General features: G+C 56.4%; 20 protein-coding genes. 4 read left to right on the top strand and 16 right to left on the bottom strand.

Going from position 1 to position 25053, the window contains the following annotated elements; genetic code table 11:
• Positions 1–38: 38 nt before the first annotated feature.
• The 7 genes from ABLO27_RS18880 to ABLO27_RS18850 form a co-directional block, all read right to left on the bottom strand.
• Positions 39–587: a TetR/AcrR family transcriptional regulator gene (locus tag ABLO27_RS18880; protein ID WP_353034695.1), complete on the bottom strand. Its 549-nt coding sequence runs from the start codon at positions 585–587 to the stop codon at positions 39–41.
• Positions 588–778: 191 nt separating this feature from the next.
• Positions 779–3838: an efflux RND transporter permease subunit gene (locus ABLO27_RS18875; RefSeq protein WP_353034694.1), complete on the bottom strand. Its 3060-nt coding sequence runs from the start codon at positions 3836–3838 to the stop codon at positions 779–781.
• A 15-nt stretch (positions 3839–3853) separates the two neighbouring features.
• A complete protein-coding gene (locus ABLO27_RS18870) occupies positions 3854–4966 on the bottom strand; it encodes an efflux RND transporter periplasmic adaptor subunit (protein WP_353034693.1) in 1113 nt (370 codons plus the stop codon).
• A 519-nt stretch (positions 4967–5485) separates the two neighbouring features.
• Positions 5486–6064, bottom strand: a complete 579-nt coding sequence (locus ABLO27_RS18865) for a thymidine kinase (protein WP_353034692.1) — start codon at positions 6062–6064, stop codon at positions 5486–5488.
• A 94-nt stretch (positions 6065–6158) separates the two neighbouring features.
• Positions 6159–7268 carry an endonuclease/exonuclease/phosphatase family protein gene (locus tag ABLO27_RS18860; RefSeq protein ID WP_353034691.1) on the bottom strand — a complete coding sequence of 370 codons (1110 nt, stop codon included), beginning with the start codon at positions 7266–7268 and terminating at the stop codon, positions 6159–6161.
• A 292-nt stretch (positions 7269–7560) separates the two neighbouring features.
• Complete coding sequence (uvrC, locus tag ABLO27_RS18855; RefSeq protein WP_353034689.1) at positions 7561–9540, bottom strand: excinuclease ABC subunit UvrC; 1980 nt, start codon at positions 9538–9540, stop codon at positions 7561–7563.
• A gap of 77 nt (positions 9541–9617) precedes the next feature.
• The gene (locus ABLO27_RS18850) at positions 9618–10631 is read right to left on the bottom strand and encodes a calcium/sodium antiporter (protein ID WP_353034688.1); all 1014 of its coding nucleotides are present in this window, start codon (positions 10629–10631) and stop codon (positions 9618–9620) included.
• 373 nt (positions 10632–11004) lie between these two features.
• Between ABLO27_RS18850 and ABLO27_RS18845 the strand changes: the two genes are divergently transcribed.
• The 3 genes from ABLO27_RS18845 (at position 11005) to ABLO27_RS18835 (ending at position 16581) form a co-directional block, all read left to right on the top strand.
• A complete protein-coding gene (locus tag ABLO27_RS18845; RefSeq protein ID WP_353034687.1) occupies positions 11005–11673 on the top strand; it encodes an outer membrane protein in 669 nt (222 codons plus the stop codon).
• 184 nt (positions 11674–11857) lie between these two features.
• Positions 11858–13357 carry an efflux RND transporter periplasmic adaptor subunit gene (locus ABLO27_RS18840; protein ID WP_353034686.1) on the top strand — a complete coding sequence of 500 codons (1500 nt, stop codon included), beginning with the start codon at positions 11858–11860 and terminating at the stop codon, positions 13355–13357.
• Positions 13358–13401: 44 nt separating this feature from the next.
• On the top strand, positions 13402–16581 hold the full coding sequence (locus ABLO27_RS18835) for an efflux RND transporter permease subunit (protein ID WP_353034684.1): 3180 nt from the start codon (positions 13402–13404) through the stop codon (positions 16579–16581).
• Between the two features lie 281 nt (positions 16582–16862).
• Here ABLO27_RS18835 and ABLO27_RS18830 read toward each other — a convergent pair whose 3' ends face one another.
• The 7 genes from ABLO27_RS18830 to ABLO27_RS18800 all read right to left on the bottom strand — a co-directional run bounded on the left by ABLO27_RS18830 (position 16863) and on the right by ABLO27_RS18800 (position 22469).
• The gene (locus ABLO27_RS18830; RefSeq protein WP_353034682.1) at positions 16863–17513 is read right to left on the bottom strand and encodes a glutathione S-transferase family protein; all 651 of its coding nucleotides are present in this window, start codon (positions 17511–17513) and stop codon (positions 16863–16865) included.
• 70 nt (positions 17514–17583) lie between these two features.
• A complete protein-coding gene (locus ABLO27_RS18825) occupies positions 17584–18240 on the bottom strand; it encodes a ribonuclease T2 family protein (RefSeq protein ID WP_353034681.1) in 657 nt (218 codons plus the stop codon).
• Between the two features lie 24 nt (positions 18241–18264).
• Positions 18265–18711 (bottom strand): cytoplasmic protein, encoded by a 447-nt coding sequence (locus ABLO27_RS18820; RefSeq protein WP_353034679.1) that lies wholly within the window; start codon positions 18709–18711, stop codon positions 18265–18267.
• Between the two features lie 96 nt (positions 18712–18807).
• Complete coding sequence (locus ABLO27_RS18815; RefSeq protein ID WP_353034677.1) at positions 18808–19656, bottom strand: 23S rRNA (adenine(2030)-N(6))-methyltransferase RlmJ; 849 nt, start codon at positions 19654–19656, stop codon at positions 18808–18810.
• A gap of 26 nt (positions 19657–19682) precedes the next feature.
• Positions 19683–20195, bottom strand: a complete 513-nt coding sequence (locus tag ABLO27_RS18810) for a GNAT family N-acetyltransferase (RefSeq protein ID WP_353034676.1) — start codon at positions 20193–20195, stop codon at positions 19683–19685.
• Between the two features lie 138 nt (positions 20196–20333).
• A complete protein-coding gene (locus ABLO27_RS18805) occupies positions 20334–21158 on the bottom strand; it encodes a cold-shock protein (RefSeq protein ID WP_353034674.1) in 825 nt (274 codons plus the stop codon).
• A gap of 213 nt (positions 21159–21371) precedes the next feature.
• Positions 21372–22469, bottom strand: coding sequence for a DUF1176 domain-containing protein (locus tag ABLO27_RS18800; RefSeq protein ID WP_353034672.1), 1098 nt, complete (start codon positions 22467–22469; stop codon positions 21372–21374).
• 187 nt (positions 22470–22656) lie between these two features.
• Between ABLO27_RS18800 and ABLO27_RS18795 the strand changes: the two genes are divergently transcribed.
• The gene (locus tag ABLO27_RS18795; protein ID WP_353035070.1) at positions 22657–23328 is read left to right on the top strand and encodes an MBL fold metallo-hydrolase; all 672 of its coding nucleotides are present in this window, start codon (positions 22657–22659) and stop codon (positions 23326–23328) included.
• Between the two features lie 129 nt (positions 23329–23457).
• Here the strand turns inward: ABLO27_RS18795 and ABLO27_RS18790 are convergent, their stop codons facing one another.
• Complete coding sequence (locus ABLO27_RS18790) at positions 23458–24393, bottom strand: DUF1402 family protein (protein WP_353034671.1); 936 nt, start codon at positions 24391–24393, stop codon at positions 23458–23460.
• Positions 24394–24689: 296 nt separating this feature from the next.
• Entirely contained in the window at positions 24690–25049 is a 360-nt protein-coding gene (locus ABLO27_RS18785) for a DUF6665 family protein (RefSeq protein ID WP_353034669.1), read from the bottom strand.
• Between the last annotated feature and the right edge of the window lie 4 nt (positions 25050–25053).

Below are 25053 nucleotides of genomic sequence, written 5' to 3'. Positions count from 1 at the left end.
GGTGAAACGCTCGGCAAAGGGCGAAATCCGCACTCGGATCAGGTCTTTTGGTCGCCGAGCAGGTCATTGATTTCAGAAAAGATCTCTTGCCACTCGGTTTTCGAGAACGGGGCCAGTTCCATCGACTTCATGACGATGAGCGCCTGAAAAACGATGAACCTCAGGCGCCGCCGTTTGCCGTCTTCTTTGCCTAGTGACAACTTTTCTAGTTTGTCAGAGATCCATTCCCGCGCAGCCTCGCGTTGTTCGGAGCTCTGCGTCAACAGGTACATCATCGCGGCATCTTGCTTGGGGTTCTCAAGATGGTGCTGCCAGTTGGCTTCAAGAAAGATGTCGAGCGGGTCCGCGTCTTCCGGCATGGTCTTGCGGATCTGTTCAATCCTGTCGTCAAGCGCAATGCCCCATCGATTGAACAGCGCCTCGATGAGTTTTTCCCTGGTTCCGAAATTGGACTGGATGCCGCCTTTGGTGACACCGGCTGCCGCCGCGACCGTGCCAATGGAAATCGCATGCGCACCTTCATTGATGATGACGCTTTCGGCGGCATCGAGCAGAAGATCCGGATCAAGTTTCTTGTAACGAGACACGAAAGTCCTTTCCGAGACGAACCGATCCAGGCTCAACCACCTGGGAACACAACAAAAGTGCCGGTTCGACCGAAAGGTGTCCACCCGGCGCCGAGTTTGCGTCAAAGGGATTTGGGTCATTTCAAATCCGAATGAACCTGCGGGAAAGGCTTTATGTCGCAAAAACGCCGGGTGGACAACGGAGGAACTGATCACCCTCCCTGAAGCGCGCTTTCGCTGGAGGTTTCGACCTGCTCATCTTTCCTGCCTGAAGGGCTGAACAGGAGATAAATGAAGGGCAGAGCGATCAGGGTAAAGAAGGTTCCGACCACCATGCCCGCGACAATAATGATGCCGATGCTGTTTCTGGCTTCGGCTCCAGGCCCTTCGACAAGAAGCAGCGGGATGTGACCGACAACGGTTGCAGCCGTTGTCATCAAAATGGCCTGCAGGCGAGACTGCGCTGCTTCTATGACCGCGTCCACTCGGTTTTTTCCTTGCTCGAACAGCACATTGGCAAACTCGGAAATCAGAATGCCATTCTTGGCGACCAGACCCACCAGCGTGATGATGCCGATCTGCGAATAGATGTTGATCGAAGTCAGCCCCAGAAACGCAAACATCAGAGCGCCCGACAGGGCAAGCGGCACCGAACCCAGAAGAATGATCAGCGGTATCCGGAAGTTGTTGAACTGGATGGCGAGGGCAAAATACACAAGAGCCAGTGAAGACATGAGCGCCACGATCAGGCTGTTGCCTTCCTGTTTCAGCTGCCGTGAGACACCTGCATAGTCGACACTGTAGCCAGGGGGGAGAATGTCTTCGGCTGCCTTTTCCAGAAATGCCAGCGCTTCGCTATTTGTCGTGCCGGGGACCACGGCGCCGAAGATCCGAAAGGCCCGCTGCTGATCAAACTTGCCGAGAAGTCGGGGACTCGCCGCAATGGATACTTTTGCAATTGATCCGAGCGGAACGAACGAGCCGTCATTCAGTCGAATGGACAGTTTTTCCAACTCGCGAGGGTTCTGCCTGATGTCCTGCTTCGCCATCGGTATGACCTGATAGGCTCTGCCTTTTGCATCGAAACGGTTCAGGTATCTGTCTGAAAGCATGAAGGAAAGCTGGTTGCTGATCTGCGAACTGGTCAACCCCAGATCTCCCATCCGCTCGTGATCATAGTCCAGTCTGATGATCGGCAAGTCCACCTTCAGGTCGGTGTCGACAAAGAGAAACTTTCCGCTTTCAAAGCCCGCACCGAGAAACTGGTAGGTCAGCTGCTGCAATTCCTCATAGTCACCTGGACCCTTGATCACCATCTCGACATCGAACTGACCGGCCGTTGGCAAGGCAGACCCGAGAAAGGGAAGGACTTTCAATTCCCCGACCTGACCAAGCAGTCCGTAAAACTGGGGCAAGATCTCCTTCACGTTTTGCTCGCGATCGAAAAAGTTCTTGAAACTGATGCCACCGAACCCACCATCCTTGGTCAGGATTTGCCAGAACTCTTCCGCATCAGGGAGCTGCAAACCGAGATCAACGAGCTTGTTCATGCCTTCATTGACTGAGTCCAGGGAACTGCCCGGTGCGGCATTGATGACGACGTTGATGTTTCCCTGATCTTCCACAGGGGCAAGTTCCTTGGCCGAGAACAGGTAAAACGGAACCATCAGGAGTGAGAAAACCAAGGCAAAGGTGATGATCTGCCAACGCCAGTTCAAAAGACTTCTGAGCAAGTGTCCGTAACCGCTGCTCAGCCTGTCGAACGCCCTGTTGACGATCCGGGCCATAAATGGCTCATGCCCCTTGTCGGTCGTCACATAGGCGCTCATGATCGGCGAAAGCGTCACTGCGACGACTCCGGAGATGGCAATGGCGGTTGCCATTGTGAAAGCGAATTCCTTGAACAGGGCTCCGGAGAGACCGGCGACAAATCCGATTGGGACAAAGACGGCTGCGAGCGTGAATGTCATGGCCACAATCGGTTGGAAAAGCGTCCGTGAACTCAGCAATGCCGCTTCCAGACGTGACTTGCCCTGACGTTTGTACCGCGCAACATTTTCGACCACGACGATGGCGTCATCAACGACAAGGCCAACTGAAAGCACAATGGCCAGGATCGTCAGAAGATTGAGCGTGAAGCCCATGACCATCATTCCGGCGATAGAGCCGAGGATTGAGATCGGGATTGCGATCAGCGGAACCAGTGCCACCCGAACCGAGCCCATCATCAAAAGAATGACACCGCCGACCAACAGCACCGTCTCGACCAGTGTTTTGAAAATCTCCATCAAGGCGCTGCGCATGTAGGTGGTGGAATCGTAGACGATGTTGATTTCCATTCCGGCGGGAAGAGCGTTGTTCACCGTCACAAGACGCTTGTACAACTCATCGCCGATGGAAATCTCATTGGCTCCGGGCAGCGGCCAGACAGAGAGAAAAACCCGTTGTTCCTGATTGTCCCTGGCGTCGATTGTGCCTGGTTCCTCGGCCATCTCAACTCGGGCGATATCTGAAAGACGCAGAATGAAGCCACCCTGATCCCTGACAACAAGGTCGCGGAAGTCCTGTTCGTTCTGCAGACTTGCATTCGTGATGATGTTGAGCTTTTGCCGATCACCTTCGACATTGCCGATCGCGGCGACAAGATTGTTGTTCTGCAAAGCAAGCAGGACGTCCTGGGTAGACAGGTTGTAGCCGGTCAGGAGTGTCATATCGAGCCAGATGCGCAGAGCGGGATTGCGTCCGCCTTCAATTCCGACACGCTGAACACCCTCGATCGAGGAAAAGGTCGGGATGACGTTCCGGTTCAGATAATCGGTGACTTCATGGCGTTCCCAATAGTCTGATTTGACCGACAAGTAGAATGCGGCCGCACTTCGATCTGCACGCTTCAGCTCGATAAAGGGATCATCGGCACCGGTTGGAAGATCCGAACGGATCTGATTGAGTTTGGCAGTCAGTTCAGCGAGTGCGTCCGTGCTGTCCTCATTCAGTTTGAGCCAGGCTGTTACGGTGCTTCGGCCTGCCACTGTTTTGGAGTCGACAAAATCCACGCCCGATATGCTCATTGCGGCCCGTTCCACCGGGTCGGTTATGAAACCCTGCACGACTTCGGCGGAAAGCCCTGTGTAGTTGGTCGTGATTTCCAGGGCTGAACTCTCAATGACCGGAAACTGGATCACGGGGACTTTGGTCGTCGCGTAAAGTCCACCCAATACGAGCAACAGTGAGATCACCAGCGAAAGAACCGGTTTGCGAACAAAAATTTCCATGGAGCTGCTCCGCTTCTAGTTCCAGCTGTCCGTCGGCTTTTCCTCGGCGGGAAGGGCATCCACAACCTGTGTCAATATGCCGGGATACAGCTTGAAGGAACCGTTGGTGGCAATCTGCAGATCGGCTTCCAGCCCTGTTCCGATCAACACTTGGTCGGCGAGAAAAGTGACATCATCGACATCATGTCTTTTCGCTCGATAGGCCTCTTCCTGTTCCGCTTGTTCGATCGAGTAGACAAACTGTCCATAGGCGTCGGAACGCAGGGCGGAGACTGGCAGTTTGATCAGCTGTTGCTGCTCGGAGGCTGGAACCTTCACCTCCACGAAAGCGCCGTGAGGCGCTGCCAGATCGCTGGTCTTGATGCGGGCACGGTGCAACCTCGTCCGGTTCTCGCTAGATATGCTGCCATCGCGCGAGATCAGGACGCCGGAAACGGGTGGTTTCCCCCTGAGAGCGACTGAGACTTCCGTTCCAACGGGAAGGTCGTAGTGGGTTTGGGGCAGGCGGAAATCAATCCAGAGAGTGGGTTTGTCACTGACGATTTCGGCCAAGGTCTCGTCTATGTTGACGTATTGCCCGACGACAAGACTTCCCGCATTTGATTTTCCGGCAAAGGGAGCTCTAATGGTCTTTTGATCGATCGTGCTTTCGATGATCCCGACATTCGAGAGTGCGGTGTCGAGATTGGCCTGCAGCGTGTCGATGCGACTTTGGCTGATGCTGCCGGACTTGCCCAGTTTCTCGGCCCTCTCCAGGCTGATGCGCGCAAGTTCGGCGTCTGCTTTGGCACCTTTCAGGCGCGCGGTTTCTTCAGAAACATCAAGCTGAACCAGCAGCTGCCCTTTTGAGACATCCTCGCCGGGCTGGAATCCCAGCCTGGCTAATTTGCCTGCCTTCTGACTTCGAAGCGTGACCCATTCCGGCGCAACCACTTCACCGATTACGGATGTCTGCGGCGTGTGCAGAACATAGCTTGAAATCGTTGCTTCGGTTGACTCGGAATGTTCAGGGTAATTCGCCGCCTCGGCGATGCTGTTGCTGATTTCGACGTATTTGTAATACCCGAGACCGCCGATCACTCCGCAAATCACCATAAGAAGCGTTGTCCAGCGCAGGAAATTCATCATTTGCTCTCTGTTCTTGAAAGTCAGGACACGTTTGGTCCTCGAATTGGCTTTTAAATACGATCGTAATTAAAAAAATTCAAGAGGACTCTTTCGGGCGCGTTGAATGGGGCCGGGCCGGTGTTTGTCCCGGGCGGAAATTTCGGGCAGGAGGTAATTCGGAGCTGTTGGAGAAGAAAGAGCCGCCGCGTTCTGATTACGTATCTCGCTTTAGATGCGAGGGTTTCTCTTGTAGTGCGGGGTTGGAAGAAGAAACGGGTGAGCGTTTGAGCATGCAATTCATACGCTCAAACGGCACAGGCTCTACCTGGACTATCTGCCGAAACACATGATGAAAAACGAAGAGCGACCGGCCAAACTTGGTGCGGGCTCCAGCTGTGGGCGGGCGTCAGATCAGCAAGAGCAGACAGCCCTGTTGCGTGCACAAGAGCACCTGGCAGCCGCAATGGTAACTCGGAAGAGATCGTGTGCACACGAAGTGAGAAAATGAAGGCAAGAAAGAAATGGACCTGCGGATGCGTGCTAGCTCAGCTGTCTGTGAGTCCAGTGTTTGCGGCACAGCGACACGTAGGTTTCGTTGCCGCCGATGACAACCTGATCACCTTCTTCGACAATCTGGCCATCGCCGTCGAGGCGAGCAACCATGGTCGCCTTGCGGCCACACCAGCAAATCGTCTTGATTTCCTTGAGATTGTCGGCAAGAGCAAGGAGGACAGCACTCCCGGGAAACAGTTTGCCCTGGAAGTCCGTACGCAGCCCGAAACACATCACTGGAATGCGCAATTCGTCCGCGACTTTTGCCAGTTGCCATACCTGTTGTTCGGTCAGGAATTGTGCTTCATCAACCAGAACAGCATCCAGGCGTTTGGCCTCATGCGACCTTGAAACATGCGCGAATACATCGTTTTCAGCCGAAAAGACATCTGCCTCGGCAGCCAGTCCTATGCGGGATGCGATCCGTCCCTTGCCACCCCGATCGTCAAATGCGGCAATCAGCAGGAGCGTGTTCATGCCACGCTCTTCGTAGTTATAGGCGGCCTGCAGCAGAACCGTCGATTTGCCGGCGTTCATGGAAGAATAGTTGAAGTAGAGCTTGGCCATAATTTCGTCAGGGAATCGGTGTCAGGACGTGAGCAGTGTTCCGAATCCCGACAACTGCCTCAAACACTCTAGAGTTGAAGTCACAGCCAATATTTCAATTATTGGGTGTTTCTGGCAGATTGATCTCAACGATAAGTGGCAGGTGGTCCGAACCGAAATCAGGTCCAAGGGAAACACTGGTGACCTGAACGTCGTCCGACACGGCAAACTGATCGACGGGAGCACCCAGAATCCAGTGCAGGCGATAGTCGAAGAAGAAGCGTGTGGTCTGCGGCCAGCCGCCCGGATAGGCGGTCTTCAAGTTGTTTTCGGAAAGTGTTTGCTGGAACCGCCAGGACCAGGGTGCGCTGTTCCAGTCACCGATCACCAGTATCTGTCCTGGGTTTTCGTTCCTCAGGTCCTGCAATGCCGAGTCAACTTCTTCCATGTAGCGGCGCTTGTTGAGCCATCGGGCTTTGGACCGCGGACTGTCGGGATGGATCGACAAGAGGCGAAGCGGTTTTTTGCCCGTGTCCAGGGTGAGGGACAAGAGTTCCCGATCCGGGTCATAATAGACATGAGCTCCGTCCGGAAACTCTCCGCTTATCGTTATTGAGGTATCTTCCAGAACCGGAAAGCGTGAGAAGACAACCAATCCTCCCAGTTTGCCGACAATCCGATGCTCGGGGAAACCGTTTTGAATCAAGCTGTCTTCGTCTTTCTCGAGCCGGTTCCAGCGTCTTTCCTGAAGCCACCAAAGCACTTCCTGAACGACGACGATGTCAGGTTTTTCTCTCAGCAGAAATTTTTGAAGAACCTTGTCTCCCAGAAACAGGTGCTCGATGTTTATCGAAACAATTTTGATTGGGCGTGCACCGTCTGGCGAAACGACAACGGGGACGGTGTTTGCCAAGGTTCGGGCGCCTGTCAGACCAGCAAGAGCCAAAAGCGAAATTACCGCCAGTCCAAATGTTGCCTTGTAGAATAGAGGCAATCTGTGCCGGATCCACAGGCCTGACGCCCCTGCGATACAACCCGCAAGCCCTCCGGCGAGAAACTGCCGTAGAAAGAAGCTCATATTGTCAGCGAACCAGAAGTCAGGTGCAACGAAGGCCGACAAGCCGAGAACACCTGCCAAAAGCGCTCCCAGGCATCCGCACCAGCAAATGAACGAGAACAGTGTGATGCGCAATGAACGGCGGGAACGGGTATCTGATGATGACATGGAGCAAGCAGGTTGGATTGGGCAGGATTGGCGCAGCCATACCACACTGATTGCTACCGGTCTGAAACTTTTTCCGTTTTCGCAAGTCTCGGTAAACGGCAGAAAGTGTCAGTTCTCAACCTCGCCGAGGGAATTGAGCACAGAACTGAAGTTGTCACCATATTTGTCGTAACGGTTTACCGAACTGGTTTAATTCGGCTTTCTGAGCCTCATCACGCTATGAGCAAAAGCCTGGTCTTCCGAGATCGGATCCCAGGCAAAAAAAATGCGCCTGGGTGCTCTCTCCCGTCTCTTATTCATGGAAGTGATCATAGACGAGCTTGGCGATTGCTTCTGAAATTCCCGGAACGGATGCAAGGTCGTCGACACCGGCCTTCGAGACTGCTTTCGCAGTGCCGAAATGGCGCAGCAGGGCCTTCTTTCGGGTGGGACCGATTCCGGCAATCTCGTCCAGCGGGTTCTTGACGATGTCTTTCTTGCGGCGGGCGCGGTGACTGCCTATGGCAAAGCGGTGTGCTTCGTCGCGAAGCCGCTGAACGAAATAAAGAACGGGATCGCGTTCGGGAAGCATGAAGGACTGCTTGCCCGGAATGAAGAATTTTTCGTGGCCGGCATCACGATCCGGCCCTTTGGCAATGCCCACGAGCGGAACGTCGGTGATGCCAAGTTCCTCGAGCGTTTCACGTGCCGCGGTGAGCTGTCCTTGTCCGCCGTCGATCAGAACAAGATCGGGCCAGGCAGGTATTTCGGAGGCGTTTGACACGATCTCTTCTTCGGGAGTGCCCTCATCGTCCGGCAAGACTTCTTCCGCGCGCTCGTTTTCATTGGAACGGGCGTGTTCCTTCAAGAGGCGTGAGAACCTTCTATTGAGCACTTCGCGCATCATGCCGTAATCGTCTCCGGGAACGAGCTCTTCGGACTTGATGTTGAACTTGCGATATTGGCCTTTGGCGAAACCTTCCATACCGGCGACAATCATGCCACCGACCGCATTGGTGCCCATGATATGCGAGTTGTCGTAGACCTCGATCCTGCGTGGCGTTGCGCCAAGATCAAAGGCTTCGGCAACACCCTTCATGAGCCGTGCCTGGCTGGATGTTTCCGCAAGACGGCGGCCCAAAGCTTCACGCGCGTTGGTCAGCGCATGGTCGACCAGTTCCTTCTTTTCGCCTCTCTTGGGAACCGTAACCTCGACCTTGCGACCAGTTCGTTCGCTCAAGGCTTCCGACAACAACTCGCGTTCAGCAAGATCATGCGACAGCAGGATCTGTTTCGGCGCAGGCTTGTCGTCGTAGAACTGCGCCAGAAAACTTTCCAGGATGTCAGCCTCTTCAAAGGATTTGTCTGCTTTCGGGAAATAGGCGCGGTTGCCCCAGTTCTGGCCAGTGCGGAAGAAAAACACCTGGACGCAGGTCTGGCCACCTTCCTGATGGATGGCAAACACGTCCGCTTCCTGCACCGATTGCGGATTGATCCCCTGATGCGCCTGTACGTGAGACAGGGCGGACAGCCGGTCCCGATAGATGGCAGCTCGTTCGAATTCCAGATCCGCAGACGCCGCTTCCATCTGCTCGGCAAGCTGTTTCTTGATCAACTGGCTCCGGCCGGACAGGAAGGCCTTTGCCTCAGAGACCAGGCCGGCATAGTCCTCGGGCTCAATTTCGCGGGTGCAGGGGCCTGCACAGCGCTTGATCTGATACTGAAGGCAGGGGCGGGACCGGTTCTCGTAGTAACTGTCCGAACAGGTTCGGATGAGAAAGGCCTTTTGCAGGGCGTTGATGGTTCGGTCAACCGCTCCGGCGGAGGCGAATGGTCCGAAATACTCGCCTTTTCGCTTTCGGGCACCCCGGTGTTTGACGATCGCCGGGGCTTCGTGGTCACCGGTTACCAGAATATATGGGAAGGACTTGTCGTCTCTGAGGAGAACGTTGAAGCGCGGCCGAAGCCTCTTGATGAGATTGGCTTCCAGAAGCAGGGCTTCCGGTTCGGTCCGGGTGACAACAAATTCCATCGCCGCGGTTGAGAGGATCATGCGCATGATCCGGTTCGATTGACCTTGAAGCCGCGTGTAGCTGGTCACTCGTTTCTTCAGGCTGCGAGCTTTGCCGACGTAAAGAACTTCTCCATTCTCGTCCAGCATCCGGTAGACGCCTGGCCCATTGGGCAGGCGTTTTACCTCGTCGGCAATGACATCGACGCCCTTTTTTGTGGGAACCGGATCATCTGCCGGTGAAGTTGCGGCCGAATTTTGAGAATCAGAAGTGTCCTGCATGCCTGACATTTAAGCCGTGAGAGGCTTCAGGAAAAGAGGTTGCTCCTTTCCGATGAAACATGAGAGCGGTGGTGCAATCAGCCGGCGTAGCCGAGCATGTAGACAGTTGCGATGTATGCGCCATATGCAACCGTCATGACCAGGCCTGAAATCTTGCCGAGACAGATACGGCAGGCGGCAAGGACCGTGAGCAGTATCGCGCAGGCCAGCATCACCCAGACATCAAACTTGAGCACCTCGGCCGGAACGTCGATCGGAACGACGACAGCAGTGATGCCGATGATTGCAAGCAGGTTGAAAATGTTTGAGCCGATGACGTTGCCGATTGCGACCGCACCATGCTGTCTGATGGCAGCCATGACGGTTGTTGCAAGTTCCGGCAGGGATGTGCCGAGAGCGATGATCGTCAAGCCGATGACGGCCTGGCTGACGCCCCAGGCCATGGCAATCGATGTTGCGCCGGTAATTGTGAAATGGGCACCGAGAGGCAGGCCGACGAGACCGAGAACGATGTAAATCAGTGCTACCCACATGGAATCGGGGACATCGTCGACATCGTCAAGCTCGTCTTCTTCCTCGATTTCCGCGTCCGCAACGGCGGCGCCGGCAGAGGCTGCGGCAATCTTTTTCTGTTCCTTGCGGTGCTTGCGGGCGGTGATTGTCGAAGCGGCGAGAAACCCGCCGAGCAGAACAAGAAGAACAACTCCGGCAAAGAAGCCTATCGGGGAGAAAAAGCACAAGGCTATGAAGACGATGGTGACTGCCACCATGAAAATCGCATTGCGTGTCGCGCCGGTTTCTCCACAGGGCGTTGCGGCGATGAGTGCAGGCAGACCGAGGACGAGCAGGACATTGGCAATATTTGAGCCGACAACGTTACCGATTGCGATACCGCCAGCGTTTTCCAGAGCCGCTTTCAGGGAAATGACAAGTTCGGGTGCAGATGTGCCGAACGCAACAATTGTAAGACCGATGACCAGGTTGGGAATACCCAACCGCTGTGCGATACCGACCGAGCCTCTGACCAAGACATCGCCGGCAATAATCAGCACAACCAATCCGCCTGCGAGGCTTATGTAGTCAAACAGCATTTATGAGTTCCGGTTCGGGTCAAATTCGGTCAGCGAGCGCAGCTTCGGGAAAGGGCGCGCAAATCATGTTGGCGCCTTATACGCAATAGATTGGTGCGGGGAAAGCCGTGCACAAGGATCTTTGCGTTTGAAAGCGTTGAACTTTACGCAGAGCGGCTTTGCAAATTGCAAATACCTTAACGTCATGTTCATTCTGACAGATTGTTGCCGTGTTTCGTCACCAAAACTCCTAATTCTCAATCCTGATCCGCCACAAACACTCTCCATATCTCCGCCGTGGGGAGAGTGAGGATGTGACAACCCCGTCCTGCTCTATTGGTCAAATTTACAGTGGCCATCTCAGTTAGGGTTATGTGGATCTGGAGTACATTTCATGAAACGTCTTGCAATTGCTGGCCTGGCATTGACTGCCACTACGGCTGGAACCGCGCCGGTTTGGGCCGCGGATCTGCCGCAAGCCCCCGCTCCGGCCTACGAGGCAGTACCTGCCCCGCAGCAAAGCATTGACTGGTCTGGCATTTATGTCGGCGGTAACGTCGGCTGGGCTTTCGGCAACTTCGACAACAGCAGCGGTGGCGTCGGTCTTGGGACCAGCACCAGCGGCGTGTCCGGTGGCCTTTACACAGGCTATAACTTTCAGGTTACCCCGAACGTTATCGTGGGTGCAGAAGCTGACTTCAGCCTGACTGACTTGGAAGAGTCGCGCACCAACGGCGGGTTGAACCTGCAGTCCAAGTCGAACTGGAATTCCAATATCCGGGGTCGGATCGGCTACAGCTTCGACCGCTACATGGTCTACGGTGCCGGTGGTCTTGCGCTGGCTGACCTTGAAGTCTCGGGCAACGGTGCAAGCGACAGCAAGACAGCCCTAGGCTGGACGGCTGGTGCAGGTGCGGAAGCTCTGGTTACCAACAATGTGACCACGCGTCTGGAATACGTGTACCAGGACTTCGGCAGCCAGGACTTCAACCTGAACGGCAGAGGTGTGAGCTCGGATTTCAGCAATTCGACCGTTCGTCTGGGCGTTGGCTACAAATTCTAAGCCAAGCACATTCCTGACCCAAATGACCCGGTGCCAAAAGCGCCGGGTTTTTTGTTACAAGTGGTTACAACCTTTTCGGATTTTTGCCGTACAACCATGGTAAAACATGGTCTTGGCGTTAAATGCTAAGAGAGTGGCCGTACCTGCGGACCAGTGGGTACGGGATTTTTTGGTGGAGAGGTGGATGCGATTTTTAATGCGCGGACTGGTCGGTCTGGCATTGATGGCAATCATGTTGGGGTTTGCCGGTTTCGGCGCCCTGCGCCTGTATGAGGCGATGACGGCGGAGGAAACTGCCCGGCACAGACCTGCCCGCGAACGCAGCTACTCCGTAAATGTCGCCGAATTGACCCCGGTTGCCGTTTCTCCGGTCACCACCGCGTATGGTCAGATTGAAAGCTGGCGCACACTTCAGCTCAGGGCCAGTTCCGAAGGGCGTCTCGTGGATGTCGCGAGCAAGTTTCGGGATGGTGCAGCGGTCGCAGAGGGCGAACTTCTTCTGCGGATCGACCCCGCCAACGCCGAATTCCAGTATCTGGATGCGGAGGCAGCATTGGCCGACGCTGAAGCGCAGAAGGCTGAAGCCGAAGAGGCGATCGTCGGAGCCGAGCAGGAGCTTGAAGCTGCTCGACGCCAGCTCGATTTGCGCCGGCAGGCTCTGGAGCGCCAAACCCAGTTGAAGGACAAAGGCTATTCGACCGCTGTGCAGGTGGAGACCGAAGAGCTGGCTGTCGCTTCTCTGGAACAAGCGCTCAGTAACCGTCTGCAGTCGGTCATCACCGCCCGGAAGCGCATCGAGCGCATGGACCTGACCGTACAGCGGGCGCGTCTTGCGCTCGAAGACGCGCAACGTGTTCTGGATGAGACCACCTTGACGGCACCGTTCGAGGGATACCTGTCCCAGGTCGATGCCACGCTCGGGCGGCGGGTCAATCCTTCGGAAACCCTGGCCCTTCTGATCGACCCATCCGCGCTTGAAGTTAAGTTTTCCCTTTCCACCAGCGAATTTTCCCGTCTCCTCGATGCAAGTGGCAACCTGATCAAGGCACCGGTCACCGTGACGCTGCAGTTGGGAGCAAGGTCGGTTGAAGTTCCGGGCAATATTGACCGTGCCGCAGCTGTTGTTTCGGAGGGCGAAGCTGGCAGGGCCTTGTTCGCAACCCTTGAACTTGCTCCCGGAACGGTTCTTCGGCCGGGCGATTTCGTCAAGGTCGACGTGGAAGAGCCTGAGCTGACCCAAATTGCCTTGCTGCCTGCTTCCGCGATCACTGAGGACGGCCGTTTGCTGATCGTGGATGAAAACGACAGGATCCGCGAAGTCGAGAGCCGCGTCCTGAGGCGGATGGGGAACGAAGTGGTCGTTGCCGATGTGCCGTTCGGAACCAACTATGTGCGAGAACGTCTGCCCCAATTGGGTACAGGGTTAAAGGTTAGTCCGCGCAAAACCGATGAGACGGAAGTCGAAGCTCCAGTGACGGCCCAGGCACCGACGGCAGAGGAAGCGGGACCTCCGGGGGATCTTGTGGCTCTGGAGCCGGAACGTCGTGCTGCCCTGATCGAGCAGCTCAACAGTTCCAACATGCCGGAGAACCGGAAAGCCAGGTTGCTCGCACTCCTGAGCAAGCCGATGGTTCCGAAGGATCTGGTCGACCGGTTGGAGCAACGTCGCGGGCAAAGCGGTTAAGCCTGCCATGTTGTTCCGCCTCACCATGATTGGAGTGTCCTGACATGCGTTCTCCCGGTGGACCGCGATTTGCGTCGTTCCTGGACTACATGGTGCGTCACCGGACGGCGGCCAATCTGTTGCTTGCGCTTATGCTTCTTGCGGGGATCGCTGCCAGTACTCAGATCAGAACCCAGTTCTTTCCTGACTTTGTCCGTGAGGAAGTGGATGTAAGAATTTCCTGGCCGGGCGCAGGGCCTGAGGACCTGGACAGATCCGTGGTCGAAATCCTCGGTCCTCAACTTCTGGCCGTCAATGGTGTCGATGAGGCTACGTCGCTTGCTCGGGAAGGCAGCGTCAGAATCAATCTTGAATTCGAAGACGGCTGGGACATGGGGCAGGCGACGGATGAGGTGAAAGCCGCCGTTGACCAGGCCCGCTCGAGCTTGCCCGAAGGGATTGAAGAACCGGTTGTCAGTCGAGGCGTTTATCGCGACCGGGTCACCGATGTGGTCATCTTCGGTCCGGTCGATATCGATCAGCTTGCACGTTTTGCGGAAGATCTTCAGACCATTTTGTTTCGCGACGGAATTACGCGCGTCAGCATTCAGGGACTTGGTGATCCGGTTATCCGGATAAATGTCGGCGAAAGCATGCTTGTCCGGCACGACCTGACCCTTCGCGATGTCGCTGATGTTGTCTCTGCGGAAATGGAAACCACACCAGCGGGAGATGTCAGCGGTGGCGGAGCCCGTTTGCGAACCGGTCAGACAAGGCGGACGGAACGGGAACTCGGCGAAATTGTTCTGAAAGCTCCGAGCCAGGGGGAAAAACTTCAGCTCCGGTCCGTTGCGGACATTGTCACGGAAGGTGTGGAAAGCGGCCGTGCCTACTACCACAAAGGCATGCCAGCAGTTGTTCTCAGAGTAGACCGCAGCGCTCAGGGCGACACGATTTCGATTCAAAGGGCAGTTGAAAAGATCACCGCGGAGTATCAGGAAACGCTTCCGGAAGGTGTCGAAGTCCAGCTCACGCGCACCCGATCGCAAAACATCATCGACCGGATGAACATCCTGGTTGAAAATGGTTTGTTCGGCCTCGGGCTGGTTCTCGCTTTCCTGTTTCTGTTCCTGTCTTCACGCACCGCTTTCTGGGTCGCCGCCGGCATTCCGGTCGCCATGGCGGCTACCGTTGCGCTCATGTATGCCTTTGGCCTGACCCTGAATATGGTATCGGTCTTCGCGCTGATAATCTGCCTGGGCATCGTCGTTGACGATGCCATTGTCGTGGGTGAGCACGCTGACTTTCTTCATCGGCGAGGCTATTCACCGGCGGAAGCGGCGAGCCTGGCTGCCCGGCGCATGACAGCGCCTGTTTTCAGTGCTTCGATCACCACACTTATCGCCTTCGTCGGGCTGATTGCGATCGGCGGACGATTTGGCAATCTGATCGCCGACATTCCGTTCACGGTCGCCGTGGTGCTGATCGCCAGCCTGGTTGAGTCGTTCCTGATCCTGCCTGCGCATATGAACCATGCCCTGACAGCCAGCAAGAAGCAGCATTGGTACGATCTGCCGAACCGGCTGTTCAACAGGGGTTTTGTATGGTTCCGAGAAACGCTCTTCCGACGGTTCATCGGGTGGGTGATCAGGATGCGCTATCCGGTGCTCGGCTTTGGCGTTATGGTTCTGTTGTTGTCGCTGACCCTCTTTTTTGACGGCAGTGTGCGTTGGCGCTTCTTCAATGCGCCCGAGCGGTCGGTGGTTTCGGCAAGCATCGCCATGATGCCGGGCGCGGAGCGGGAAGACACCAAGCGGATGATTGCCGAAATGGAGCGAGCGCTCGACGCGGTCAATCAGCGCTACGCGGATGAATACGGGTCTGAACCGGTCCTGTTTGCGCTATCCACGGTAGGGGCGACGGCAGGCCGAGGGCTTAGCGGTGCCGATACGAAGGACGTCGATCAGCTTGGCGGCATATCAATCGAGTTGCTGGATCCGGATCTGCGGCCTTACTCGGCGTTTCAGTTTATCAGGGAATGGCAGGGTGAGATCAATCGGCCGCCTCTGCTGGAAACGCTGGCCCTGCGTGGTGAGCACTCCGGTCCGGGAGGCGATGCGATTGATGTCAGGCTGTACGGCAACTCAACGGAAAACCTGAAGGCAGCGGCGGAATTTCTCAAACAGGCTCTGGCTCCGATGGAAGGGGTCAGTGCCCTTGAAGATACGCTTTCCTACGACAAGCCGGAATTGAATCTGACGCTTACTCCGCGCGGCGAAGCCCTTGGGTTCACCACTGATGATGTTGCCCGCATCCTTCGCAACAGGCTGGAAGGTATCGAGGTTGCCGAGTTCCCGGTCGGGCGGCGTACCACCAAAGTCAAGGTGTTGATGCCGGACGAGGAAACAGACGCGGCGTTCCTCTACACCACGCGTGTGCGCACGAATTCGGGAACCTATGTGTCCCTGAGCGAGATTGTTGATGTCGACAGCACTTACGGCTTTGCCTCTGTACGCAGAAGCGACGGGCTGCGCACGTTGCAGGTGACGGGTGATGTTTCGGAAGACAATCCTGAAGCCGCCGCCCGGGTGACCTCGACCTTGATTGAAGAATTGCTGCCGCAGCTTGCGTCGGATTTCGATGTGGAGAGCGAATTGAGCGGCCTTGCTGAGCAGGAGCAATCTTTCCTGTCCGATGCGATGATCGGCTTTGGCTTGTGTCTGGCAGGTATCTACCTGACCTTGTGCTGGATCTTTGAATCCTGGACACGGCCCTTGATGATCATGATCATCATTCCCTTCGGCTCGATCGGCATGTTGTGGGGGCACTACCTGCACGGGGTGCCGTTGTCGATGTTCTCCGTTGTCGGTTTTATCGGCATGTCCGGGATCATCATCAATGACAGCATCGTGCTGGTAACCACCATTGACGAGTACGCAAGAGATCATCCCTTCCGTCAGGCACTGATCAATGGCGTTTGCGATCGCTTGCGCGCCGTCGTTCTGACGACGGCAACCACCGTTTTCGGCCTGGCACCGCTTCTGTTTGAAACCAGCCGTCAGGCACAGTTCCTGAAGCCGACGGTCATCACGCTGTCCTACGGCCTTGGTGTCGGCCTGTTCCTGGTTATCCTTCTGGTCCCGGCGCTTCTTGCCGTGCAAAAGGATTTCGGCCAGTCAATTGCCAGTGGCAGGCGTTTGTTGAAGATCCGCGGTCGCGGTTCCCTGTCTGGCGGGCAAACATGAAGAGGCGCGCGTGCGCGCGTCTTAGGGCACTCACGGCTTGATTGCGTTCTCACTTTTGTTCAGGTGACGTTTAACGCAATTGTCCGGTTTTCTCGTTCGGGCTTGTTGGCTGAGGTTCCAAGGTGACAATTGAGCGAAATGCCTGTCGTCCCTCCGTTCTTTCCTCGCAAAAAGTTGCCCCCAGCTTGATCGCAAAGACAAGTTGGGGGCGGATCTTGACTATATTAGCGGTGCAGAGGGTTGCCCGGTTGTCTGGACCCTTGCGCGTTGAACCGGTCGAGTTATCTCAGCGGTGCGTGTGCGTCGTCCGGAACCAGGGCAGGTGGCTGTTTGGTTTCGGAAAAATACGGAACAGCTGCCTCGAATGCGTCAACCCAAGCAGCTTGTTTCGGATAGTTCTGACGCCAGCCGTCACCGAACCGCATATCGAGATAACCGAGTGCACAGGCAAGCGTCAGAGAACTTGCTGTTATATCCGTCGTGGATGCAGGAACTGGGGGGAGATTGGCTTCGAAGTAGGCCAGTCCGCGTTCCATCTTGGCTGCCTGATAAGCGTCCCAGTCCGGGTCTCTGAATTGCGGTTCCTTGAAGCGCTTCTCGTAAACCCGAAGGATAGCTGCATCCATGATGCCGTCGGCGAGCGTCTGGTCGCGAAGCGCGGCGAACCGGACTTCACCGCTCGGGAAGAGCTTGTTGCCTCCCGCCAGCCAATCGAGATATTCAAGAATGACACTGCTGTCGAAGAGAACTTCGCCATCGTCCAGGATCAGCGCCGGGATTTTGCCAAGCGGGTTCTGGCTGCGCAGACTGTCCGACGGGTCAGCCGTGTTGGCCTCTTCAATCATGATCCGGTCCCGCAGGCCCAGAGCTTCCATTGCGAGCTTGATTTTCCGTCCGAATGGTGATGGTGGAGACGAGCGAAGTTTCATCATGGTCTGGTTCCTGAAGCGAGTGTTGTTCCTGCTTGGTGACAGGAGTTACGAAAACTCCGAACGGTAGAACCTACCGGGAGCGCGGCGGAGGAACCGACATGCTGTCCTGGCGGCATCCGGACCGGTCGACACCTTCGCAGGCTCGAAACTCCAGGTCCTTCGTCAGACAGATCCGGATCTCCTCAAATTCTCCCCTGGAACAGGTGACAGCCATGCCATCAGGCTTGAGGCCGGGATTGGCGAGGCGAAAAGCCTTTTCAACAGTCTCGGGAGACGCCTTGCCACGTTTGTCGAGGGTTTCAAAAGCGCCGGGGATGTTGATCTTTTCATATGCTGCCCGGGTGAGATCGAAATAGTCTTCAGGTTCAAGTCCTGAACACGTGCCGTGCTTTCTCCACTGATGGAAAACAAGACCATGGCTGGGCATGATGTCCTCCATGTCAACGGCTATCTGCCGGTCGATCCTTTGGCGGACGCCCTGACAGCTTGCGGGATAGCCGCGCTCATATTGGGGCCACAGACCGTGAACGATGAAGCGAAACGGGTCCCGGACATCGCATTGATGCGGACTGGCGTTGTTGCCTTCCTGTTTGCAGTAGGTCGGAGACCAGGAAAGAGACAGGACGTAGAAATCAAACTCGCCGGGGGTATCGGCTGCTGCCGGGATCGATAGCAGCCCGACACCAAGACATGCGAACAGCCTCCATGCGTGGCTGAAAATCGCCATCGATGGACCCTTTCGGAGTGTGGCTTAGCGAGGGCGAAGCGTGCTGCAGTGACCGCCGTAGACACGCCATTTGTCGAGGGGAGCCAGGCATGCCTCGACATTCCAGCTCACGCCGACGAAACCTGCATGCTCCTCAACCAGGTAATGCACTGACTGATAGCTGCCGTCGGAAAGATTGGCCGTGCCGCTGCAATAGCGCCGGGCGAGGGGGCTGAGCCCGTTCACCCTGAAGGCGACTTCCTGAATGTCGTTGATGCCAAGGATCGTGCGACCGCCGTAGTAATCCTGACGAGCCCTGGCCACGGACCCTGCGACCGCGCTTTGAACCGAAGCCGCGGTGCATTCGGGCAAGCGCTTTTCGCCGCCGAATGAGAAGTAGGCTCGATTTTCTTCAGCGGACGCTGGCGCAACAATACCCGCGCAAATTGTAAGGGCGGACAGGATCAAACGGGCGGAACGGGCAATGAGCACGGTATTAACTCCGGATGGCAAACTGTGAGGCAAACGATGGGGGAGGGAAGCTCCTAGGTCAAGCACCTGCGGCTGCAAAAGTGGCAATGTTCGCCATTATTCGCTGATCAATTGTGAAACATTCCAACTTGTCCCCGGTCCCTGATGCAGAACATCGCAAAACCAAGGCAAAATCAGGCGCATTTCATCAGCCAGCGTGTAAGGTGGATTCACGAGTGTCATGCCGGATCCGAGCATCTTCGTGTCAGGGCCGCTTTTGCCGACATTCAGCTCAAGAGTCAGCACATCGCGCAGGCCGGCTTCGCGGAAGGTCTCGTGCATTTTCCGGATCGCCCTGGCATCCTTCATTGGATACCAGAGGGCAAATGTGCCGCTGGACCACTTCTTCCAACCCTTGACGACAGCCGCCGTCATCCTGTCGAATTCGTCGGTGACTTCGAAAGCAGGATCGATCAGGACCAGACCACGTTTTTCTTTGGGCGGCAGAAAACTGCCCAAGGCCATCCAGCCGTCAAGATGGATCGTCTTGACCTGGTAGTCTCCGGCAAAGAGATCGGAGAGGGTCTTGAAATCGGCCGGGTGAAGCTCCGTCAGGGTGAGCCGGTCGTTCTTGCGCATCAGGTGGCGGGCCAGATCGGGCGATCCTGGATAGTGGTTCAGGTTGCCGTCTGGGTTCAATTCCTGGATCACGTTTAGCCACGGGGCCAGAAGGTCTGCAACCGGAGAGGGCATATCCGCGCTGAGAATCTTTCCGATGCCCTGTTGCCACTCACCTGTCTTCTGCGTCTCTTCTGAGCTCAGGTCGTACCGGCCGATTCCGGCATGTGTGTCGATGATCCGGAAGCCCTTATCCTTACGCTGAAAATACAGGATAAGCCGAGCCAGAACGGCGTGCTTCAACACGTCGCCAATGTTGCCTGCGTGATATGCATGCCGGTAGTTCATGAAACCTGTTCCTGGTTCGGGCCGTGTCAGTCGGTCGGTTTCGGATCGCGTTGCATGTAAATCACCGCAACTTTTCCGTTGTCGGCCTTGCCGATTTCTTCGAATCCAAGCCTGTTGTGAAACCGCAGCGAGCCCGGATTGGGTGGGCGCTCGTTGACTTCGCACAGGAATGTCCGCCCGGAGCCGGCCATTCTGTTGAACAGGGCGCCGTACATTGCATCGCCAATTTTCTGGCCGCGGGTGGATTCATCGACGCAAATGCGGTCAGTGTAAGCGAACTTTGAATACCGCTCGCTCAGCCAGTGATAATTGGGGCTATCGTATTCAATGCCTTCCGAAAGGCACAAAAGAAAGCCGACTGCGTTGCCTTCCTTTTCGGCGACAAGGCAGACCAGCGCCGCATTGATGAGGTCAAGCAGCTTCTCCGCGGTCGCTTCACTTACAGCTGGAACAGCGGCATTGTTCATTGCAAGCAGCGCGCTCAGGTCGCCTGGCTCAAAGGGGCGGATCTTTGGGGCGACGGCTGTTTCGGATGTCATGAGTGCACCTCGGATTGATCGGACCCGCCTTATAAGTGGTGCGGTTTGACTTGAAAAGGTGCTGTGCGGGAGGGCAAAAAGACCGGGCGCAGCGAAGCCGCGCCCGTTTCGTGTGACTTTGTCATTTGCAGAAGTTGATTATTCTTCTGCCGGAGCACCTTCGTCAGCAGGCTCTTCACCGCCTTCTTCGATCACCTGAAGGTTTACCGCTTTCGGTCCCTTGCCACGGCGATCGGGTTCGGTCTCGAAAGAGATCCGCTGACCGCTGTCGAGCGTCGTAAGGCCGGAGCGTTCAACGGCGGAAATGTGCACGAACACATCCGCGTCACCTGCGTCAGGCGTGATGAAGCCGAAGCCTTTGTCGCTCTTGAAGAATTTTACTGTTCCGGACTGACGCGGACCGCGTTCGACCGGAGGCATGTCCCGGTTCGGACGAGAGGAGCGGAATCCGTCACCGTCGCCGCCTTCACGATTGCCATAACCGCCTCGGCCACCGCCGCCGCCATAGCCACCGCCGCCGTCACGATTACCGTAACCACCGCGGCCTCCGCCGCCGCCGTAGCCACCGCCGCCGTCGCGATTGCCGTAACCGCCGCGACCACCGCCGCCGCCGTAACCACCGCCGCCGTCGCGATTACCGTAACCACCGCGGCCACCACCGCCGCCTTCGCGGTCACCGTAGCCACCACGGCCACCACCGCCACCGCCGCCGTATCCACCGCCGCCGTCGCGATTGCCATATCCACCGCGGCCGCCACCATAGCCGCCGTCTCTATCGTCGCGGCCATGGCCGCCGCCGAAATCATTGTCGCGTCCGCCACGGTAGCCTCTATCCCGACCGCCGCCAAAATCACCACCGTAGTCGCTTCCGCCAAAATCGCTGCCGAAGTCTTGCGGACCGCCAAACTCGCGCTTGCCGCCGCGTCGACCACGCGACCGCCGGTCCGAATCACCATCGTGCATTACTAAATCACCTTAACTTCTGTGCCCCTCCGGCACATCTCACCCATCTCACCCGTCTTCACAGTCGAGCCGCTACGCTCAGGCGCACTGCGTGCGCCCGTTCAACACTCTGGGATCGGGTTGAAACAAATATGCCGCATCCCTCACCAGCCGCTGCAACCACATCTTAAGGGCCTGAAGCACAAAATCGCAAGAATTTCCTTGGTCAATGCCTTAATTCGAGGTGTTTTTAATCGGCCACGTGCTTGACCAATTGGACAAGTCGGGTGCCGTACCGTCGCAAGTCTTGCGGGTTGCTTCCTCCAAAAGGACCAAACCTGTTCCGTTCCAGCTCCACCGGTTCCAAAGGCCGCACTCGCCAACACCGGAGCCCTTGAAGTAGCTGACCAACTGCTGATCGGCCGGTATCCATCTGGCGTTGTAGATGAGGTCGCTTGCAACAGGGCCCTTGTCGGACATGCGTGCCACGTGCACCTGGCGGGCCGCGCCGTCCTTGCCGGAGAGGATGGCAACATAGGGGCTGTTATATGCGGAAGGGGCTCCGCAAGGGACAACGTAGAGGGACGCATTGTCGGCGAGAGGAACGCGCACAGCATTCAAGCTTGCGAAGATCGTCGGATCGATTGCCGAACACAGACGGTTTGCGGTCCAGATCGCGGCAACTTCGGGAGGAAGCTGATCCGGACTCATGAGCGGAATGGCATGAGGAGCATCCTTGGCCGGTGACGTGCCTGGGGCAACGATTGCCGCTACAGTTCCTGTCCGGTCCTGGCGGTTGTCGACCCACAAGAGACTTGCCTTGAGGCCTTGCAGGGGAACCGGAACAGCAATCGCGTCCGTGCCGTTGGCCGCCGTAAGATGCACCGTCAGTTCCTTGCCCTTTTGCATGGCCTTGAGAAGTGTTGCGGTCGCCGGGCCCGTCGGATACCAGAAACCTTCGCCGCCAAGCGGCCGGAAACCAGCCGGCGGTACCACCGCAGTTTGCATCTCGCGAAGCTGTTCGACCGGCAGTTCCTCGATCGACTCGCCATCAACGTCAAATCGGATCATGCCTTCTTGCGGAAGCTCGGTGTTGGTTGTTAGGCGGACGAGAGGCTGGGCCTCTGCCTGCCAATCCCGGATAATGCGCAAGTCCACCCAGACCGATTGGCTGCGAGTGAATGAAGAGGCAAAGCATACGCCGGTATTGCCGCAGTCCACAGTCCAACCCTCAAAGTTGGGTGCAGTGCGACCTGGCTGTGCCATCCCGCCGGTCGCAGTCACAATTGCTGCGGTGGCGGTAATCAGGAAGGTCAACAGTCTGAGCGTCATAAGGTCCGGATATCCGATTGTGATTGCCGTTTGGCCTATACATCTTGTACGAAATGCACGCGGCTAGGTGAAGCCGCCACAAGGCAGAAACACGATACCGGCAGGCTTTGTCCCGTATTTGTTGCTGATGCGAGTGAATTCCTCGTGAAAGGAGGCGGTTGTGCCGCAAGAGACAAGTGATTCCGATATGGGTGGCCAGCAGGAAAACGGCCAGTCCGAAGCACCGCCGATCCAGGTCATGGTCATCGCCGTCACGCCGTTTCAGCAGAACTGTTCGCTCATTTGGGACCCCAAGACCCTTCGCGGAACCGTGATCGATCCGGGTGGCGATATCGACCGGATACAGGCTGCGATCGAGAAGTATGGTGTGAAGGTGGAGAAAATCGTGCTCACCCATGGTCATATCGATCATGTGGGTGGCGCAGCGGATCTTGCCGAAGCACTCAACGTTCCGGTTGAAGGTCCTCACGAAGCGGACCAGCCCCTGATAGAAAGAGTTGCGGACCAGGCAGCACAATTCGGGGTGGATGGCGTCAAGCCGGTGACACCCGACCGTTGGATGTCCGAAGGAGAGCAGGTCGAGATCGCCGGACGGATGTTCGACATCTTTCATTGCCCGGGCCACTCTCCCGGACACCTGGTGTTTTTCGACAAGGAACTGCGTTTCGCGATTTCAGGGGATGTGTTGTTTGCCGGCTCGATCGGACGAACGGATCTCCCGGGCGGAGACCACGAGACCTTGATCAGGTCCATCAAGGAAAAGCTGTTGCCGCTTGGTGATGACGTTTCATTCCTGCCGGGGCATGGACAGGCATCCACGCTAGGCCACGAACGTGCAACCAACCCGTTCCTGACCTGACGAAACAATGTGCCGAGGTTCTGTCCAGGGCATTTCGTGAACAGATTGAGCCACCTATCGCTGTCTGAAATCCATGATTTCAGACAGCGATAGGGAATGGTCTTTGTTTCAAGGGATTTGCGAAACGAATTAAAACAGGGCTCTCAGGTCATCGATCCGATCGTTGACCAGCCAGCCATAATAGTTTTCGCGGGGCCACGACTGCCCGGTTCTGCGGAACTTTGCCGCTCTTCCCCACGGATCCCCCAGATTGTAGAGCGTTGCCGTCAATCCGGGATTGTCGGAAATGTCCACTTTGCCAACGGATTTGTAAGCGGCAATAGCGTCCTGAATGATCGCGGCCATGTAGTGCAGCGAGATGTTGGGATCCATGGTCGCCTTGTAAACGGCCTCGGAATCCTTGGCCTGCAGCTTGCGGAAGTTGCTCTGTCGCGAAACGCGATCCGTCATCTTCAGGACGGTGAGAGGGCTCAATTGCCCCAATCCGAAGCTTTGACCTGCGTAAAGCGGCTGGAAGAACGCTTCGTTGAAGTTCTTTTTCGGGTAGCGGACACCATCAACCTTCTTGCCCCGGAACTTGCTGTTCCAGACACCTTCATAACAGGACCAGCGGCGGTCACTGCTTTTCTGAATGTGATCCTTGCGGCAGCGGTCGAATTGCGGACGCAGAACGAAGGTGTCGACGTGTTCACCGTCAAGCTCGAAATCAAACCGGATGCCCGCGTAGGCGAGGGCCTTCACATAGTAGGACTGGGCGCTGTCCAACGTGTCGTAATTGTAGGTGTGTTCTCCGACAATCGCACCGACGATGTGGATGGGGTCGATGCCGTAGCGCTTCGACACCCGCTTGATGGAAGACATCAGGCGCCGGTCACGTTTCAGTACGGCCAACACCTTGTCGAACTTGGCATCATAGGAAGACTTGGACGCAGACGTGCGGCGGGAAGAGGCGTATGGGATCTTCGGTTGGGACTTGTAGCGGTTCCCTTCCGGCACGACCCGGACGGACTGGGCATGAGCGGATGAAGTGAAGAAGGAAGACGGTTGGGAGGGGCTCAGAAGCATTCCCAATATCAGGCAACCTGCAAACAAAAATCGAGATTGATACCTAACCAGTCCGGTCTTCCTGCACATAATATTCGCTCTGCGCTTGGCGTTGTCGTGTAATAGGCGCCGGGCACAGGCCTCAGCACCAGCGAACCGTAGCGGCAACAAATAGTTCGCTGATAGCGACAGTAAATAACTCATCTTGCAATTAGCCCCCAGAAAAAACCATTGCTGCAGCGAAGATGCAACTGGTTCTTTTGACTAGGCCGAGGCCATCAACAGGGAAGTGACGCTTGTCACATGCGGTCCGTTTCTCAGTCTTTTCCTTCGTTTGAGGGCGGTTTGAAGGAGCTTGCGGGGCCCATTCGAAGGCGAACGGCTTTGGGAACATTCAGATGATTGAGGAACGCCTTGTGCTGGCGAAGACCGCACAGTTCGCGCTGTATGGTGACATGCCACAGAGCCTCACCGGCCGCGGCCAACCGGTCAAAGCGTTCTGCTTCGGTGGTCTCAAGGTCATCGGTGCTCTCACTCAACAAGTCGAGTGCCGCTTCAAGCTTCTTGGTCAGGCGGATGAGTGTTGAGGCTTTTTCATTGAAAACCTCCTGTTCCAGGGCTGCCGTCAGCGGATCCTTGTCGGCGTTGTTGTTCAGTTGAGGCGGGCGCACAGACATTCGC

The organism is Roseibium sp. SCP15, from assembly GCF_040329435.1.
In the GTDB taxonomy this organism is placed as follows: Bacteria; Pseudomonadota; Alphaproteobacteria; order Rhizobiales; family Stappiaceae; genus Roseibium.
The sequence above is the reverse complement of the archived record's forward strand: the minus strand, read 5'-3'. Positions and strand labels throughout refer to the sequence as shown.